This is a genomic window from Sphingomonas sp. AC435 (assembly GCF_979253005.1).
Genome location: NZ_CEEDCJ010000003.1, coordinates 208,567 through 225,243 on the forward strand (window position 1 = coordinate 208,567; position 16,677 = coordinate 225,243).

The 16,677-nt window shown below is 66.1% G+C and carries 12 protein-coding genes; 4 read left to right on the forward strand and 8 right to left on the reverse strand.

Annotated features, from left to right (window positions below; translation table 11 throughout):
- Positions 1 to 107 precede the first annotated feature (107 nt).
- The 3 genes from AC0CH8_RS07390 to AC0CH8_RS07400 all read left to right on the forward strand — a co-directional run bounded on the left by AC0CH8_RS07390 (position 108) and on the right by AC0CH8_RS07400 (position 4,482).
- Positions 108 to 2,396, forward strand: coding sequence for a TonB-dependent receptor (locus AC0CH8_RS07390; protein ID WP_465239317.1), 2,289 nt, complete (start codon positions 108 to 110; stop codon positions 2,394 to 2,396).
- A 104-nt stretch (positions 2,397 to 2,500) separates the two neighbouring features.
- Positions 2,501 to 3,757: a hypothetical protein gene (locus AC0CH8_RS07395; protein ID WP_465239318.1), complete on the forward strand. Its 1,257-nt coding sequence runs from the start codon at positions 2,501 to 2,503 to the stop codon at positions 3,755 to 3,757.
- 80 nt (positions 3,758 to 3,837) lie between these two features.
- Complete coding sequence (locus AC0CH8_RS07400) at positions 3,838 to 4,482, forward strand: L,D-transpeptidase family protein (protein WP_465239319.1); 645 nt, start codon at positions 3,838 to 3,840, stop codon at positions 4,480 to 4,482.
- Positions 4,483 to 4,824: 342 nt separating this feature from the next.
- Here the strand turns inward: AC0CH8_RS07400 and AC0CH8_RS07405 are convergent, their stop codons facing one another.
- The 6 genes from AC0CH8_RS07405 to recN form a co-directional block, all read right to left on the reverse strand.
- Complete coding sequence (locus tag AC0CH8_RS07405) at positions 4,825 to 5,634, reverse strand: LytR/AlgR family response regulator transcription factor (RefSeq protein WP_204199492.1); 810 nt, start codon at positions 5,632 to 5,634, stop codon at positions 4,825 to 4,827.
- Positions 5,631 to 6,749, reverse strand: coding sequence for a sensor histidine kinase (locus AC0CH8_RS07410; RefSeq protein ID WP_465239320.1), 1,119 nt, complete (start codon positions 6,747 to 6,749; stop codon positions 5,631 to 5,633). Before AC0CH8_RS07410 ends, AC0CH8_RS07405 begins: the two co-directional genes overlap by 4 nt.
- Positions 6,750 to 6,878: 129 nt before the next feature.
- Positions 6,879 to 9,446: a TonB-dependent receptor gene (locus tag AC0CH8_RS07415; RefSeq protein ID WP_465239321.1), complete on the reverse strand. Its 2,568-nt coding sequence runs from the start codon at positions 9,444 to 9,446 to the stop codon at positions 6,879 to 6,881.
- A gap of 169 nt (positions 9,447 to 9,615) precedes the next feature.
- The gene (gene ligA, locus AC0CH8_RS07420) at positions 9,616 to 11,769 is read right to left on the reverse strand and encodes an NAD-dependent DNA ligase LigA (RefSeq protein WP_465239322.1); all 2,154 of its coding nucleotides are present in this window, start codon (positions 11,767 to 11,769) and stop codon (positions 9,616 to 9,618) included.
- 10 nt (positions 11,770 to 11,779) lie between these two features.
- Entirely contained in the window at positions 11,780 to 12,088 is a 309-nt protein-coding gene (locus AC0CH8_RS07425; protein ID WP_465239323.1) for a hypothetical protein, read from the reverse strand.
- Positions 12,085 to 13,743, reverse strand: a complete 1,659-nt coding sequence (gene recN / locus AC0CH8_RS07430; protein WP_465239324.1) for a DNA repair protein RecN — start codon at positions 13,741 to 13,743, stop codon at positions 12,085 to 12,087. The genes AC0CH8_RS07425 and recN overlap by 4 nt, the downstream gene beginning before the upstream one ends.
- A 230-nt stretch (positions 13,744 to 13,973) precedes the next feature.
- Here recN and AC0CH8_RS07435 point away from each other — a divergent pair, with 230 nt between their 5' ends.
- Positions 13,974 to 14,357: a hypothetical protein gene (locus AC0CH8_RS07435; protein ID WP_465239325.1), complete on the forward strand. Its 384-nt coding sequence runs from the start codon at positions 13,974 to 13,976 to the stop codon at positions 14,355 to 14,357.
- 52 nt (positions 14,358 to 14,409) lie between these two features.
- On the opposite strand, the gene AC0CH8_RS07440 is transcribed toward AC0CH8_RS07435, so the two are convergent.
- Both AC0CH8_RS07440 and AC0CH8_RS07445 read right to left on the reverse strand, forming a co-directional pair.
- Positions 14,410 to 15,573, reverse strand: coding sequence for a mechanosensitive ion channel family protein (locus tag AC0CH8_RS07440; RefSeq protein WP_465239326.1), 1,164 nt, complete (start codon positions 15,571 to 15,573; stop codon positions 14,410 to 14,412).
- 11 nt (positions 15,574 to 15,584) lie between these two features.
- Positions 15,585 to 16,577, reverse strand: a complete 993-nt coding sequence (locus AC0CH8_RS07445) for a DNA topoisomerase IB (RefSeq protein ID WP_465239327.1) — start codon at positions 16,575 to 16,577, stop codon at positions 15,585 to 15,587.
- Between the last annotated feature and the right edge of the window lie 100 nt (positions 16,578 to 16,677).

Genomic DNA, 16,677 nt, shown 5'->3' on the forward strand with positions numbered 1-16,677 from the left:
AATCACGCCTAGCGGGAGCGGCGACCCGCACCGGGTCCGGGATGACCGGTGCCGAGTCGTTGTTTTCGAAAGGGATTACCGTGACTGCTTCCGCCGCCCTCCGGGCGATGCTTCTGCTCACCGCCGCCACCGGCGCGACCGCCGTCCACGCACAGGAGGCGGCACCGGCCGCTCCTGCCGCGCAGGACGACAGCCTGGGCGATATCGTCGTCACTGCCGAGCGCCGGTCCGAGAACACGTTGCGCGTGCCGGTGTCGGTCGGCGTCGTGTCGGGCGATAACCTGCGCGACTATACGTCGGGCGGCGACGACACGCTGCTGTCGCTGTCGGGCCGCGTCCCCAGCCTGTATATCGAGTCGACTACCGGCCGCATCTTCCCGCGCTTCTACATCCGCGGGCTCGGCAACATCGACTTCTATCTCGGCGCGTCACAGCCCGTGTCGATCATCCAGGACGATGTCGTGCTGGAGCATGTCGTGCTGAAGTCCAACCCGGTGTACGACGTGCAGCAGGTGGAGGTGCTGCGGGGGCCGCAAGGGTCGCTGTTCGGCCGCAACACCACCGCCGGCATCATCAAGTTCGACACGTTCAAGCCGACGCAGACGTTCGACAGCCGCGCGAGCGCGTCGGTCGGCACCTATGGCTCGGTCAACCTCGACGCGGGTGTCGGCGGGCCACTGATCGCCGACGTGCTGGCTTTCCGCCTGTCGACGCTGATCCAGCACCGCGAGAACTGGGTGGACAACAGTTTCGCGGGCACCAGCGCGGACTCGACCGCGACGCCGCGCAAGAACGCGATGGGCGGCTATGACGATCGCAACGTCCGTCTTCAGTTGCTGCTGACGCCGGGATCGGACTTCTCGGTCGATTTGTCGGGCCACGCCCGCTGGTATGACGGCACGTCGACGCTGTTCCACCGCGCCGCCCTGACCAGGGGATCGAACGACGTGTCCCGCGAGCCGCGCGGCCGCGTCGCCTATGACGAGGCGAACGACAATCCGCAGTCCTACGACACGTTCGGCGGGTCGGTGCGGGCCGCGTACGACTTCGGTGCGGCGACACTGACCTCGATCACCGCATACGAGACGACGTCCGGTTACAGCCGCGGCGATACGGACGGCGGTGCGGGCGCGAACTTCCCGGTGCGCGGGGTCGCCAACGGCTTCGGCGAGTCACAGGGCCAGATCCGCGATCTCGACCAGTGGACGCAGGAAGTGCGGCTGGCGAGCGACGGCGACGGCGCATTCCGCTGGCAGGTCGGCGGCATGTACTTCGACAGCCGCGACATCACGGACTTCTACCAGCGTACGTTTTTCCTGACGACGCCGGCGCGCAATCCCAACAACTGGGTGCGGTTGCACGACGTGAATACGTCGTGGGCTGGCTTCGGGCAGGTCAGCTACACGATCGACCGGCTGACGCTGACCGCCGGTGGTCGCGTGACCGAGGACAAGAAGCGCACGCAGTTGCTGAAGACGGTGCTGAGCGCGACCGGCGTCAACCAGTATCCCGCCACCGGCCGCCGCGACGTGACGCTGAAGGACACGCAGCCGAGCTGGGACTTCAGCACGCTGTATGCCGCCAGCGATGATGTCAGCCTGTATTCGCGCGTCGCCCGCGGCTTTCGCGGACCGACGATCCAGGGCCGGTCCGCGGTGTTCAACACCGACTTCACGACCGCGGATTCGGAGACGATCCTGTCATGGGAGACGGGCGTGAAGACGCGCCTGCTGAACAACACGCTGAGCCTGAACGCGACGGTCTTCGGTTACCGCGTGAAGGACATCCAGCTGAACGGCAATGACGTGTTCGGCAACGGTATCCTGTTCAACGCCCGCCGTGCCGACGCGTACGGTGTCGAGGCGGATGCGACGTGGCGGCCGGTGCGCAACGTCACTTTGGGGTTGGGCGGAAGCTGGCTGCACAGCGAGATCAAGGACCGGAACGCCGAGACGCAGATCTGCGCGCTGAACAGCGTCGTCGTCTGCACGCCGTCTGCGCCGGTGCGCTCGGTGCCGGGGGCGTTCGGGCCGGTCTATCTCGTCAAGATCGACGGCGAGCCGCTGCCGAATGCGCCGGAGTACAACATCAACGTCAATGCGCGCGTCGACCAGCCGCTGGGCAATGGCGGGCGCGCGTTCGTCGCGGGCGACTTCAACATCCAGGGCTACACGCAGTTCGTCCTCTACAAGACCGCCGAGTTCACCTCGAACGGCAACTTCGAGGGCGGCCTGAAGGTCGGATACAGCGCGCCCGGCGATGCGTACGAACTGGCGGTGTTCGCCCGCAACATCACGAACGAGAAGAACCTGAAAGGCGTGATCGAGAACTATATGGCCGCGGTATTCAACGAGCCGCGGATCATCGGCGTCTCGCTGTCGGGTAAGTTCCGCTGATCGGTCAAGCGAGCTGATGGACCACGACTTCGGCTGGCGCAAATGCGTTTCGCCAGCCGAAGTTTGGGGTCGACAGGGCGCGGTTGGCGGTTAGGGATCGGGCGATGCGCTTGTCGATCCTTGCCCTCGTTGCCGCGTTCGTGTTCGCCGACACCGGGGCGGCCGAACCGCCTGCGCGGCAGGCGCATGCCTCGACCGCCGTTGCCGGCGTGGAGGCGTGGCTCCGACAGCCGGCGGCGGAGCGTCGCGGCGACGATCCCGCCCTCTCGCGGCCCTTGAGCAGGGCCGACGCCGCCCGGGCGCTGGCCGCGATGGCGACAGCGCGCCTGACGACGGTGGCGGCGGAGTATCGCGGCGCGATCGCTGCCAAGGCGCTGACGATCGGCAACAAGACGCTGAAATGGGAAACCCGTGTTTTCGGCGACGCGCCCGCCGGGGGACGCAGCCTGTGGATATCGATGCACGGCGGCGGCAACGCGCCGCCCGCAGTGAACGACGGTCAATGGCGCAACCAGATCCGCCTCTACGAACCCGCAGAGGGCATCTACCTCGCGCCGCGGGCACCGACCGACACCTGGAACCTGTGGCATGAGCCGCATATCGACGGACTGTTCCAGCGGCTGATCGATGCGCAGGTCGCGGTGAACGGGGTGAACCCCGACATGGTTTACCTGCTCGGCTATTCGGCGGGGGGTGATGGCGTCTGGCAACTCGCGCCGCGCTTGGCCGATCGTTTCGCGGCGGCGGCGATGATGGCAGGGCATCCGGGCGATGCGAGCCTGCTGCCGCTGCGCGACCTGCCCTTCGCCGTGTTCATGGGCGGGGCGGACGGGGCCTATGATCGCAACCGGCATGCGGCGGAGAAGACCGCGGAGCTGGCGCGGCTGCACGCGGCCGATCCCGGCGGCTATACCTTTATGTCGCGCATCTATCCGGGGTTGCCGCACTGGATGGACCGCAAGGATGCCGAAGCGCTGCCGTGGATGGCGCGCTTCACGCGCGATCCGTGGCCGAAGCGGGTGGTGTGGGTACAGGACGACGTGCCGCACGACCGCTTCTACTGGTTGGGTATCGGCGATGCAGGGCAGTTAAAGGTCGGTGGTACGGTCGTCGCGACTGCGACGGGGCAGGGGATCACGATCGCGGGCGACGTGCCGCCGGGACTGACGCTGCGATTGTCCGATCGCCTGCTCGATCTGGACCGCCCGGTGCGCGTGACGGTGAACGGCAGCGTCGTATTCGCGGGCAAGGTACCGAGGACCGCGCGCGCGATCTGGCAGTCGCTGGAGGAGAGGGCCGATCCCGCCTCCGCCGCGACCGCGCTGCTGACGCTCGCCGGAACGAAGCGACCAGACCGTTAACCCTGACGGCGTATGTGCCGGCGGGGGACGCCGCCGCGGATCGGGTGGCACGGCGGCGCGGATCGGGGCAGAACGTGGGAATGGACTGGCGCAGAACAGCGGCTTGGGTCGGGATCGCGGTGCCGCTGGCGGGCGTCGCGGCGCTGGCGTTCGTCGGTGCACGGCCTGTGTCGGTGCCCGTCGTGGTGAAGCCCCTCGCTCGTGTGCCTGCTCCGCGTGCCGCGCCTCGCCCCGCGCCTTCTCCGTCGCCGACGGAAGCGCCCTACATCGTCAAGCGCGTCCTCCCCGTCGCCAGTCCGATGAAGTTCGGCGAATGGCATTGGGACGAGGCGGGTGCACCGGCGACCGGGGAGATCGTCATCACCGTCGATCTGGAGGCGCAGGTGCTCAGCGTGTTCCGCGACGGGTACGAGATCGGCACGGCGGTGGCGCTGTACGGGGCCGACGTGAAGCCGACGCCGCTCGGCGTGTTCAAGGTCAGCCAGCGCGACGCCGACCACGTGTCGAACATCTACGACGCGCCGATGCCCTACATGCTGCGCCTGACCAACGACGGCGTGTCGATCCACGGATCGAACGTGCAGGCCGGATACATGACGCATGGCTGCGTCGGCGTTCCCACCGCGTTCGCGAAGAAGCTGTTCGCGGCGACGAAGCTGGGCACGAAGGTGATCGTCACCCGCGGCGAGATGCTGGATATCGGCGGCGCGATCACCGCCGCCTGACTGCCTTTCGCTTCCCGGACATCCACGCCGGGACTATGACGATCGCCGCAGATACGCGGTCACCCCGGATGTGCTCCGGGGTCCACCCATCGGCACAGGGCTTAGCGGGCGACGCTGGTGGGCCCCGGAATACGTCGGTGTCGATCCCCTGAGAGATATGCCGACCATGTGTCCCCGCAAAGGCGGGGAGCCAGTACGGGCTCCCGCCTTCGCGGGAGCACATGGGAGGGCGGGCAGGCCGCAGTCGTGTTCGAAAGGTTGAGTATCGAACGTCCCGGGCGAAGATGCTGGAATAGACGAGCAGGCGACGGGAAGGCCAGGTAGAGCCTGACCGCCGCCAGCCTAGTGGACGAAGCGCGCCACCACGTCGCGGTAGCTGCGGCTGACCTTTACCTGTGCGCCGGAGCCGAGGACCAGGAAACATTCGCCGTTCGTGTGCGGCTTCACCTGCTTGACCAGGTCGAGGTTGACGATCGTCGAGCGGTGGACGCGCTGGAAACGGCGCGGGTCGAGGCGCTTTTCCAGGTCCTTCATCGTCTCGCGCAGGATCAGCGTGTTGTCGCCGGTGTAGATGCACATGTAATCGCCGGCGGCGTCGATGCGCTCGATCGTGTCGACGTCGACGCGGAAGATCTGACCGCGATCCTTGATGTTGATGAGCTTTTCGAACCGGTTCGACGCCAGATCGGCACTGCCCCCGTCGGTGATGTCGGCCGCCGCGGCGGCTTCGGGGGCATGTTCGGCGAGCACTTCCTTCAACCGGTCGACTTCTTCCGCGCCGCGCTTTTCCGACAGGCGCTGGCGGACCCGGTCGAGCGTGTCGGCGAGGCGGCTCTCCTCCACCGGCTTCATCAGGTAATCGACCGCCTGTGCTTCGAACGCGCGCAGGGCATGGTCGCTATAGGCGGTGACGAACACGAACAACGGCGGTTCGACCTCCATCAAGCCCTGAACGACGGAGAAGCCGTCGAAGCCAGGCATCTGGATGTCGAGGAAGACGAGGTCGGGTTTGTGGGTCTTGATGGCGCGGATCGCTTCGCGCCCGTTCATGCACTTCTCGACGATCTCCACATCGTCGAAAGCCTGGAGGCGAAGCTCCAGCCCCTGAATGGCAAGGGGCTCGTCGTCGACGAGGATGGTGCGAATGGTCATGCGGCCTCTCTATTCACGTCTTCCAGCTGGTACGGAATCTCGATCTCGACCGAGAAACCGCCGGCGGGCGTCGAGCGCGTCTCGAAACGCTGATCCGGGCCGTAAGCCTGAACCAGACGCTCCCGTATATTGGTGAGCCCGACACCGGTTGAAAGGCTTGGACTGATCCGCGCCTCATGCAAGCCGGGGCCGGTATCGGATACGCCGATCTGCACCCGTTCCCCGGCGAGCCGCACCGTGACGCAGATTTCCGCGCCTTCCTCCTGCGGGGTCACCGCATATTTGATCGCGTTTTCGACCAGCGGTTGCAGCAGCAGCGAGGGCAGGCGACCGCGCTCGGCGCGGGGATCGATGTCGAACTTCGGACGCAGCCGATCCTCGAACCGCATCTTCTCGATCTCGAGATACAGCTTCAGTTGCTCGACCTCCTGCGCGATGGTGACATGCGCGGTCGGTTCGTTCGCCAGCGTATAGCGGAGGAAGGACGACAGGCGCGACAGCATCGCATTCGCCCGCTCGGTCTGTTTCAGCAGGACCAGCGTGGAGATGGAATTCAGCGTGTTGAACAGGAAATGCGGGTTCAGCTGGTAGCGCAGCATCGCCAGCTGCGCCGACGAAGCCTGTAGCTCCAGCGCGCGCAATTCGTCGATCTGCTCTTCGAGGATCAGGAAGAAGTTGATCGCGTAATAGAGCGCGGACCAGCCGGCGAGCACCGTGAAGTTGAGGAAGCTGTAGCCCAGCACGCGGGTGATGCTGACTTCCGTCGTCGCGGTCTGGATGAACGACCAGGTGAAGGCGTTCAGCGTCGCGTACAGCGCGGTGGCCGCGAGCAGCGTGACGACGCTGAGCGGCAGGCTGGTGATCCGCGGCAACCGCCGATACGCGCCGTAGAAGGTCGAGAGCAGCAGCGTGATGCAATAGCCGACGATCGCCTCGACGATGATCGGGATCACGACCTGAAGCTGGAAGCCGTTCGAGCTGGCCGATACGCCGCGCAGCAGCAGATACCCGCCCCAGCCCACCGCCTGAAGCGTCCAGAAGGCGCGGGCCTTGTTCTCGAAAAAGGGGCGGACGTTGATGGTCCGGCCGGCGGAGGGGGCGGTTAGCGATGCCACCCGCCGGCTTCTACACGCCCGCACGGGGCGGTGCAAAGCATGGCCGCCGCCTAAACGAGCCGGGCGCAACGAAAAGGGCCGCCGCGATCCCGAAGGTTCGCGGCGGCCCCGTTCAGGCGTTGGTGCGGATCAGAAGCCGACGCGCAGCGTGCCGATCACCGTGCGGCCGTAGCCCACCGTGAAGTTAGGGCCACCGGCGGCGTTGATCTGCGTGCTGAGATTGCTGAAATACCGCTCGTTGAGCAGGTTCTGGATGTTCAGCTGGAAGCTGGTGCGCTCCAGACCGAACTTCTCCAAGCTGTAGCTCGCATTCAGATCGACCAGCGTGTAGCTGTCGACGACCACGTCGTTGACGTCGGTCGCGAACCGCTCGTCCACCCACTTCGCCTGAACGCCCAGATCGAAGCCCCCGTAGCTGAACTGCGCGCGGCCGCCGAACTGCCATTCCGGCGTTTCCGGCACGGCCTTGCCCGCGGTCGGCGCGAACGTCGTCGAGGTCAGCGGCACGTTCGAGAGAATTTCGGTGTGCGTGTAGGACGCAATGCCGGTCACCGCGAACCAGTTGGTGGCACGCACCGTCGCCGTGGCGTCGAAGCCGTAGCTTTCGACCGCGCCGATGTTGCGATCGAAGGAAATGCCCTGTTCCTGATCGAACGAGGTCACGATCCGGTTCTTGTAGCGGATATACCAGCCGGTCAGCTGCGACTGCACCGTGCGGTTGTTGTAGCGCACGCCGAGGTCGAAGGAGTCGGTCGTCTCCGGCGCCACGCCGATGAACGGCGCACGATAGAGGTTGTCGGTACGCGGTGCCGAGAAGCCCTTGGCATAGCTGCCGAACATCGATGCGCCCGTATCGGCGATGCGATAGGTGAAACCGGCGTTCGGGAGCAGCTTGTCGTACTTGTAGGTCTGCGCATACGGCGCATACAGCGGCACCGGATTACCCGTTGCAGCGAAGGCCGAGCCAGGAGCGACGATCGCGTAAGGCTGGGTTCCCGTGGTGGTCGGGTTCGGGATCGGCTCGCTGGTGCAATAGGCGAAGCCGTCGCGGGCCTGAACCGGGCAGAAGGTCTGCAGATCGCGCTTGAAGAACGGCGCACGCAGGCCGAGCTGTACGGTGAAGGCGCGGTCGAAGAAGCGGCCGATATACTCGCCAGCCACTTGGTTCAGCAGGGCGATCGACTTGCGGTCACGCTGCTGAATCTGGAAACCGTCGGCCGTCAGCACCGGGCGACCGTTGCGGCCGGAGAAGATGTTCTCCGGATTGCCGGCCGCATCGAGGTAGCCCCACTCACCGGTCTGGCGGTGGTTGCCGCGATCATAGGTGTAGGCAACGCGGAAACGCTGCGTGTCGGTCAGATCGTAGATCAGCGACGCGGTGCCCGTGTAGCGCTTCGTATTGGTGATGTTCGGCGTGAAGAAGCGGATAGTGTCGAGGAAGTCGCCGTCACCATTATAATCCACGCCGGGCGAGGTGAGCAGGCTACCCTTCGCGCGGGGCGAATTTTCGGCCAGTGTCGTCGAACCGCCGCCATGCGCCAGCGTGTACTGGTACCCGCCGTCGGCGGTCAGCGTCAGCTTGTCCGACAGCGTGAGACGGAGGTTGGAGCGGATGTTGCCCGTGTTCGACGGGTTCACGCGAAGGCCGGCGAAGTTCGAGCAGCTCGACGTGTTCGCGATATTGTCTGCGCCACCGGCGGCGACGTTCGTCGCCGCGCTGGACCCGCTCGGCAGGCGCCCGCCATTGTCGTTCTGGGCGCCGGCGCCACCAGTCGTCTTCGTGCAGGTGCCGAAGTTCTCGAGATCGCGGATGGTGGCGAACTGCGCGTTCGTGTAGTCGCCGATGTTGATCGGGTTTTCAGGCGTCGCCGTGGTCGGGACCAGCGTGGTGCCGAGCAGCGTGCGGATATTGGTCAGCGTCGGGTTACGATACTGGTTGTTGCGGTTCTCGTTATAGTGACCCGACACGCGGAAGAAGTCGCCGTTCGAGCCGATCGGCTGATAGATGCCGACATTGTACTGCTGCTTGTAGATCTCGCCAAAGCCCTTGAACTTGTCGTTACGGGCGGTGGAGGCGGACAGGAAGGCGCGGGTGCCGAACGGGGTCAGGTTGCCCGTCTCGATTAGGCCGAACACGCGATGATAGTCGTTGTCGCCGTAGGAGGCGACGGCCAGTGCGCGCAGCTTCTCCGAAGGAACGATCGTGCGATAGTTGATCGTGCCGCCCGAAGCCGACGCGGTCGGGCTGTCGACATCGGTCGCGCCCAGGTTGACGTTGATTTCGTCGACCAGTTCCGGATCGAGCTGCTGGTTCGAATAGATCGCGTAGTTGCCGGTGTCGTTCAGCGGAAAGCCGTCGAACGTCAGCGAGATGCGGTTGCCGTCGAAGCCGCGGATGCGGATATTGCCACCCGATGAGCCGTACGGATCGCTCTGCGTGAAGTTCACGCCCGGAATGATGTTGAGCGCGTCGAGCACGGTGTTGCCCGGCGTCTGCTTTTGCAGATATTCCTGGTTCAGCACGACGCGCGCCTTGGCGCTGTCGGGCACCTTGATCCCTTCGACGCCGTTATCGGCGCGCGAGCCCGTGACGACGATCTCTTCTTCGATCGCCGTGGAGCCCGTCGACTGCGCCATTGCGCCAGCCGGAATCATGAGCGCGGCAAAGGCCACGCTGCAATAAAGCTTCGTTCGCATCTATTGTCCCCTTGAGCCCAACGCTCCGGTCGGCGGTCACTGCCGCTTCGATCCGCGCCCTGCGGCACGATTATGACGCTTCGGTGACAGATGCGAGATGGTTCCAAGGCTTTGATAATTCTGTCGTGCTGCGTTGCAAAACGGCAACGCTGCTGACCCGTGCAGCGGCTCAGGCCGTAGCGGAAACGACCTCCGTCCATTCCGCCTCGGTCATGACGCGGATGCCGAGATCCTCCGCCTTCTTCAGTTTCGATCCGGCACCGGGGCCGGCCACGACGATGTCGGTCTTTTTCGATACCGAGCCCGCGACATGGGCACCGAGCGATTCGGCCTGCGCCTTGGCTTCGTCGCGACTCATCGTCTCCAGCGTGCCGGTGAAGACGACGGTCAGGCCGGACACTTCGGAGGTGCGCGTCTCGTGGACCACGTCGGCGGGCCGGACCTGACGCAGTAGGTCGAATACGACCGTGCGGTTATGCGCCTCCGCGCAGAAACCGATCAGCGCGTGGGCGACTTCGGGGCCGATGCCGGCGGTGTCGATGTGCGCGACGAGCAGGCGGTCGCGGCGCAGCACGAACTTGCGTTCTGGCTCGCCGATCTGCGGCTGGGTCGCGCGGCGCAGCGCCACGGCGGAGCGGAGCATCGCGCCGAGCGCCGCGGCGGTGCGATAGCGGCGGGCGAGATCGCGTGCGGTGACCTCCCCGATATGGCGGATGCCGAGCGCGAACAGGAAGCGGTCCAGTGGAACGCTGCGCTTGGCGTCGATCGCCTCGGTCAGCTTGCGCGACCAGAGCCGGCCGTCCTTCTTGCGGGCGGCGAGTTGCTCCTCGGTCAACTTGAAGATGTCGGCTGGCGACTGGATCAAGCCGTCCGCGAAGAACGCCTCCATCAGGGTCTGGCCAAGTCCTGTGATGTCGAACGCATGGCGGGAGACGAAATGGCTCAACCGCTCCACGCGTTGCGCCGGGCAGATCAGGCCGCCGGTGCAGCGATAGACGACCTCGCCCTCCTCGCGATCGGCGGCGGAGCCACAGGCGGGGCAGGTGGTGGGGAAGGTGTAGGGGGCGCGGTCGGCGTCGGGCGTCAGGTTCTCGACGATCTGCGGGATGACATCGCCGGCGCGTTGCAGGACGACGCGGTCGCCCTCGCGCACGCCCAGCCGCGCGATCTCGTCCGCGTTGTGCAGCGTGGCGTTCGCCACGACGACACCGCCGACGGTCACGGGTTCGAGCCGCGCGACCGGGGTCAGCGCGCCGGTGCGGCCGACCTGGATATCGATCCGCTCCAAGGTCGTCTGCGCGCGTTCGGCGGGGAATTTGTGGGCAATTGCCCAACGCGGGGTGCGCCCGACGATGCCTAATCTGTCTTGCCAATCCAGACGATCGACTTTGTAAACAACTCCGTCGATGTCGAACGGGATGTCAGCGCGAGAGGACTCGATGTACCGATAGGCCGCAAGGCAATCCAGAATAGTGCCAGCGTGAGTTGTTGTTGCGACAGACACGTTATCTGTAAACAAGCGATCACTTGCGAGGCGGAAGCCAAGCTGCCTAATAAACCTCATCTCTGCTGACTGGCTCGACTCTCGCGCGCCGATTTCTCCCCAACCCCAAGCCACGAAGCTTAGAGGACGACTTGCTGTAACCGCAGAGTCCTTCTGTCTCAAGGATCCCGCAGCGGCATTGCGCGGATTAGCGAATTGGCGAGCATCTTTTTCACTATTTGCCTCGGAAGCCAAGCGGGCGTTTAAGTCGGCAAACGCCTTCTTTGACATGTAGACCTCGCCTCTTACTTCGAAGATATCGGGGGCGTGGGCGGGCAAGATACTGGGTATGCCGTCAATTTCTGCGACGTTTCTAGTGACATCTTCTCCAGTTGCACCGTCGCCGCGGGTCAGCGCCTGCACCAGTGCGCCGCCTTCGTAGCGCAGCGAGCAGGACAGGCCGTCGATCTTGGGCTCGGCAGTCAACGCGACGGGTTCGTCGTCGGGCAGCTTCAGGAAGCGGCGGATGCGCGCGACGAATTCTTCGACCTCCTCGTCGTTGAAGGCGTTGTCGAGGCTGGTCATCGGCCGCGCATGCGCGACCTTGGCGAGGTGCGCGGCGGGGGCGGCACCGACCTGCTTCGACGGGCTGTCGGCGCGGATAAGGTCGGGAAAGGCCGCCTCGATCGCGGTGTTGCGGCGGACGAGCGCGTCATATTCGCTGTCGCTGATCTCGGGCGCGTCGTCGGTGTGGTAGAGCGACGAATGACGGCCAATCTCGGCAGCGAGGGCAGCGAGTTCGGCGGCGGCGGCCTCTGGCGAATCAGGCAACGGGTCCATGCGCGTTCGCCTAAAGCAGCCAGCCCGGCCATGCGAGCAGGACCAGCGCCCAGAGCAGCAGCACCGACAAAACAGGCCGCCAGACGAAGGCGCTCATGATCTCGATCGAGACGATGGTGTTGCGGACCGCAACGACCGCACCCGCCGCCAGCCACGCGACGTAGCGCCAGCCGCTGCCCGACATCGCCGCCCAGTAAAGCCCGAGCAGCATCGTTACGACGAAACCGATCGCGGCCAATCCCGATCCGATTGTCAGCATTCCGCCGACCGGGAGCATGGCCAGCGCAACCCGGCCTTCACGGCGCTGCGCCGGGGTCATGCGGTTTCCAGCAGACGGTCGGCCTGCGCGCGCGCCTCGTCGGTGATCGTCGCGCCGGACAGCATGCGCGCGATCTCCTCACGCCGATCGTCCTCGTCCAGATGGCGGACGCCGGTGCGGGTGACGGTGCCGTCCGACGATTTGGCGATCAGCAGATGCGCGGCACCTCGCGCCGCGACCTGCGGGCTGTGCGTGACGACCAGCAACTGCGTACTTTCCGCCAGCCGCGCCAGCCGCTCGCCGATCGCGGAGGCGACCGCGCCACCGACGCCGCGATCGATCTCATCGAACACCATCGTCGCCGCGCCGCCCGTTTCAGCCAGCGCGACCTTCAGCGCGAGGATGAAGCGGGACAGCTCGCCGCCCGATGCGATCTTGGTCAGCGGTGCGAAGGGCGCGCCGGGGTTGGTCGAAATTTCGAACTCCACGCGGTCGCGGCCGGCGGCGGACCAGCCCTCGGCGGCAACCTCCGCGACGACGGTCTTGAAGCGCGCAGCGTCCAGCTTCAGCGGCGCGAGTTCGTTCGCGACCGCCACGTCGAGCCGCGTGGCGGCGGCACGGCGCTGATCGGACACAATTGCGGCGGCGGCGTCATAGGCGGCGTGCGCGGTCTTCACCGTCGCCTGCAACTTGGCGATGCCGCCTTCGCCCGCCTCCAGCCGCTTCAGCCGGGCGGCTAGGTCGTCAGCCAGGGCGGCGAGATCGTCGGGCTGGACGCGATGCTTGCGGGCCATGGCGCGCAGTTCGAACAGGCGCGTCTCGTCATCCTCCAGCGCGCGGGGATCGTACGACAGCGCCGTGCGGGCCTCGCGCAGGCTGTCCTCGGCGGCGTCCGCCTCCGTCACGGCGCGATCGACCGCGGCCAGTGCCTCGGCGAGGGCGGGATGGTCGGCGGCGACCCGCTCCAGCACGCGGGCGGCCTGACGCAGCTTCGCGAGGCCGCCGTCCGAACCCTCCAGATGCGCGTCGATCGCGGCGAGGTCGTCCGCCACCTTCTCCGCGCGCTGCATCGACCGGCGCTTGTCGGCGAGCGCCTCCTCCTCACCGGGCTCGGGAGCGAGAGTGCGCAGTTCGCCGACCGCATGTTCCAGCCACTCGCGGTCGCGGGCCGCCGTCTCGATCTCCGCACGCGCGGCAGCCAGCGCGGACTCCGCCTCGCGATAGGCGCTCCAGGCGCGGCCGGCGTCGCCGATGTCGACCCGGCCGAACGCATCGAGCAGCGCGCGGTGGCCGCGGGGATTGAGCAGGCCGCGATCGTCGTGCTGGCCGTGAATCTCGACCAAGCGCGGCGCGATCTCGCGCAGCAGGGTCGCGGATGCAGGCTGGTTGTTGACGAAGGCGCGGCTGCCGCCGTCCGCCTTCACAATGCGGCGGATCAGCAGCGGCTCGCCCGGCTCCACCTCGACACCGTTGTCGTCGAGCAATGCGGCGAGATCGGCGGCGGGGGGCTCGAAACTGGCGGTCACCACCGCCTGCGCCGCGCCGTGCCGCACCAGACCGCTGTCGCCGCGTCCACCGAGCGCGAGGCCGAGCGCATCGAGCAGGATCGACTTGCCCGCGCCCGTCTCGCCGGTCAGCACGCCGAGCCCCGGCCCGAAGTCGAGGTCCAGCGCCTCGATCAGCACGACGTCGCGGATGGAAAGGGCGGTCAGCATCTGCGGTGCTGTTTAGTGCGGGTTGGCGGGGAATTGAACCGCTTATGTTCCGGGGCAACGGCGTGCAACCCGTCGATCGTGCCGCGCGTATCCGGGATACCCTAACCAGCGACGCAGCTTCGTTGTCCGGGAGCGCAATAGCACGCGAATGCAATTGTCTTGCCGCCGCTCCGCAACCAGAGAAAAGATGTGTGCCTTATGGATAAAGGGGCGCTGAAATCATGCGATCGATGGTCGTCACGATGCTGTGTCTAACCGTCGGGACCGGGTCGATTGCTCAACAAGTTCAATCGGGTGCACGGACATTCGTCATCAAATACGAGATCGTCGATGGAGGCCGCGTCATCGGCAGACCGCATATCATCATCGCCGACGGGGGAACCGGCACGGTAGACAGCGAGGCGTTTGCGCTGCGATCGACGCTGTCCCGCGTGCCGGGCGGTCGGGAAGGCGCGAGACTGGTAGCATCCGACCTGTCGCTTCCGAGCGGAGGCAAGCTGATGCGCGTGGCATCTCCCCAAGTGACCGGACAGATCGGGAAGGCGACGACGGTCGGCATCACCCGCTCCGGACATGCGCCATTGACGATGACGGTTCTGGTGGAAGAGCGATAGGATCGTCCGCCATGCCGGGACGAGCACGGCATGACGGTGAAATCAGGCCGCCCTAACTTTCGGCCTTCTGCACCGCATAGGGCATGACCAGCGTACCGTCGGGCGCGGCGGTGTAGGTGGTCTGGGTGGGATAGGGGATGACGATGCCCTGTTCGGCGAAGCGGCGCATCAGCAGCACCAGCGCTTTGTTGCGGGTCGCGTGGGCGGTGGGCCAGTCGTCGCCGGGCACGTCGAACTGGACGATGAAGTCGAGGCTGGACGCGCCAAAGGTTTCGAAGCTGGCCCGAGCGACCTTGCCGCCGGCGTCTTCGAAGACGGTCTTCAGCAGGCCGGGCAGCGCCTCCAGCTTTTCCGGCGGGGTCTCGTACGCGACGCCGATCGTCAGGGTGACGCGCACGTGATCGCGGTTGGAGATGTTCTGGATCTCCTTGTCGAGCAATTGCCGGTTGCTGATGACGCGCATTTCGCCGCCGAACGAGCGGATGCGGGTCGATTTCAGCCCGATCGACTCGATCACGCCGACGGTCTGGTCGTACTGGACCTTGTCGCCGCGCCGGAACGGTCGGTCGAAGATGATCGCCAGCGCCGCGAACAGGTCGCCGAAGATACCCTGCGCCGCCAGACCGATGGCGATACCGCCGACGCCGAGACCGGCGACGAGGCCAGTGACGTTGACCCCCAGATTGTCGAGCACCACCACCAGCGCGATCGCGAACAGCGCGAACGTGATGAGGACCCGGATCAGGCCCATCGCGGATAGCAGCGCCTCGCCCGAATAATGCGCCGACTGGGTACGATGCTCGATCGCGCCCAGCGCAATTTCCCGGACCCATGCCGCCGCCTGGAAGACGGAGGCGATCGTCCACAGGAAGTTGATCGTGATCGATACCTGCGACGGTGCGCCCGCGTACCCCGCGACGAGTTTGGCGGCTAGCATGATGATGAAGAAGTTGCTGGTCTTCACCAGCGCGCGGCCGATGATCGAGCCCCAGCCGGCGCGGCCTTCCGGATCGCGCACCGCCAGCTTGCCGGCGACGCGGCGGGCCGCGTGAAGGACGATGACGATGACCGCCCCGATGGCGAAGGCGATCAGGATCTGGAGCCAGTGGTGCTGCAACCACTCCCGGCTGGCGGTGAACAGGCCGCTCGTCTGGGTGGCGAAGCCGGAGGCGTCGAACAGCGGTTCCTGCGCGTTGGCGGCGGGGGATTTGGACATGGCGGACTTACTCAGGTGGCGGGCGTGCCGGCTTCGAGGAACGCGATCAGGCCGCGCTCCTCGCGCGTCAGATAGCGTTTGGCACGGGGAAGGCGCGTGGCCTGGCGAAACGCCGACTGACCCTTTTTGACGAGGTCGATCAGCGACGGATGGACATAGCTCTTGCGCGCGATGGCGGGCGTATTGCCGAGCTTCTCGACGACGGGCTCCAGCAGCGACTTCAGGCTCAGGTCACGCTCGGCGGAGGCCAGCGCCTCGAACGCACAGACGCTCGCGCACCAGGTGCGGAAATGCTTGGCGGTGAAATCGTGGCCGGTAGCCTCGCGGATATAGTCGTTGACGTCGGACGAGGTGACCGGATGCGCCTCGCCCTTGTCGTCGAGCCACGCGAAGAGATGCTGTTCGTCGAGGTCCTGCATCTTCTTGACCGCCGACGCGAGCGCGCGGTCGGCGACCTTCATGTCGCGTTCCTTGCCCGATTTGCCCTTGAAGCGAAGGCGGAGCGTGTGCCCCTTCACCTCGCCATGACGCTTGCGCAGCGTGGTCGCGCCGAAGCTCTCGTTGCTGGCGACGTATGCCTCGTTGCCGACGCGAAGGTGACCGACATCCAGCAGCCGCACGACCGCGGCGACGGCGCGGTCGCGGGAGAGCGAACGCTTGTTCAGGTCCGCCTCGACCTTCTTGCGGATCGCGGGCAGGCTATGGCCGAAATCGGCGCATTTCTCGTACTTGGCGGCTTCCTGCGCCTCGCGGAAGCCGGTGTGGTACCGATACTGCTTGCGGCCCTTTTCGTCCCAGCCGACCGCCTGGATATGGCCGTTCGCCCTGGGGTTGAACCACGCGTCGCGGTATGCGGGGGGCAGGCCGATCGCATTCAGCCGGTCGATCTCGTCCCGGTCGGTGATGCGGTCACCACCCGCGTCGTAATAAGCCCATCCGTTCCGCACCTTACGGCGCGTGATGCCGGGCTTCGAGTCATCGGAATAGACTATGCGGGTGGCCATTAATGCTCCGGTCGCTTCTTGTCCGGGCAATGCATGGACTCGTCGCTTCGTTCCGGAACGAGGCCGTGAGGCGGGGGTTGAGGCGGCTCCCACCCCGACA

Coding starts and splice junctions, on each gene's coding strand:
- AC0CH8_RS07400 (WP_465239319.1), top strand. CDS start 3,838: ATGGACTGGCGCAGAACAGCGGCTTGGGTCGGGATCGCGGTGCCGCTG.
- AC0CH8_RS07425 (WP_465239323.1), bottom strand. CDS start 12,088: ATGACCCCGGCGCAGCGCCGTGAAGGCCGGGTTGCGCTGGCCATGCTC.
- ligA (WP_465239322.1), bottom strand. CDS start 11,769: ATGGACCCGTTGCCTGATTCGCCAGAGGCCGCCGCCGCCGAACTCGCT.
- AC0CH8_RS07415 (WP_465239321.1), bottom strand. CDS start 9,446: ATGCGAACGAAGCTTTATTGCAGCGTGGCCTTTGCCGCGCTCATGATT.
- recN (WP_465239324.1), bottom strand. CDS start 13,743: ATGCTGACCGCCCTTTCCATCCGCGACGTCGTGCTGATCGAGGCGCTG.
- AC0CH8_RS07445 (WP_465239327.1), bottom strand. CDS start 16,577: ATGGCCACCCGCATAGTCTATTCCGATGACTCGAAGCCCGGCATCACG.
- AC0CH8_RS07440 (WP_465239326.1), bottom strand. CDS start 15,573: ATGTCCAAATCCCCCGCCGCCAACGCGCAGGAACCGCTGTTCGACGCC.
- AC0CH8_RS07395 (WP_465239318.1), top strand. CDS start 2,501: ATGCGCTTGTCGATCCTTGCCCTCGTTGCCGCGTTCGTGTTCGCCGAC.
- AC0CH8_RS07390 (WP_465239317.1), top strand. CDS start 108: ATGCTTCTGCTCACCGCCGCCACCGGCGCGACCGCCGTCCACGCACAG.
- AC0CH8_RS07435 (WP_465239325.1), top strand. CDS start 13,974: ATGGTCGTCACGATGCTGTGTCTAACCGTCGGGACCGGGTCGATTGCT.
- AC0CH8_RS07405 (WP_204199492.1), bottom strand. CDS start 5,634: ATGACCATTCGCACCATCCTCGTCGACGACGAGCCCCTTGCCATTCAG.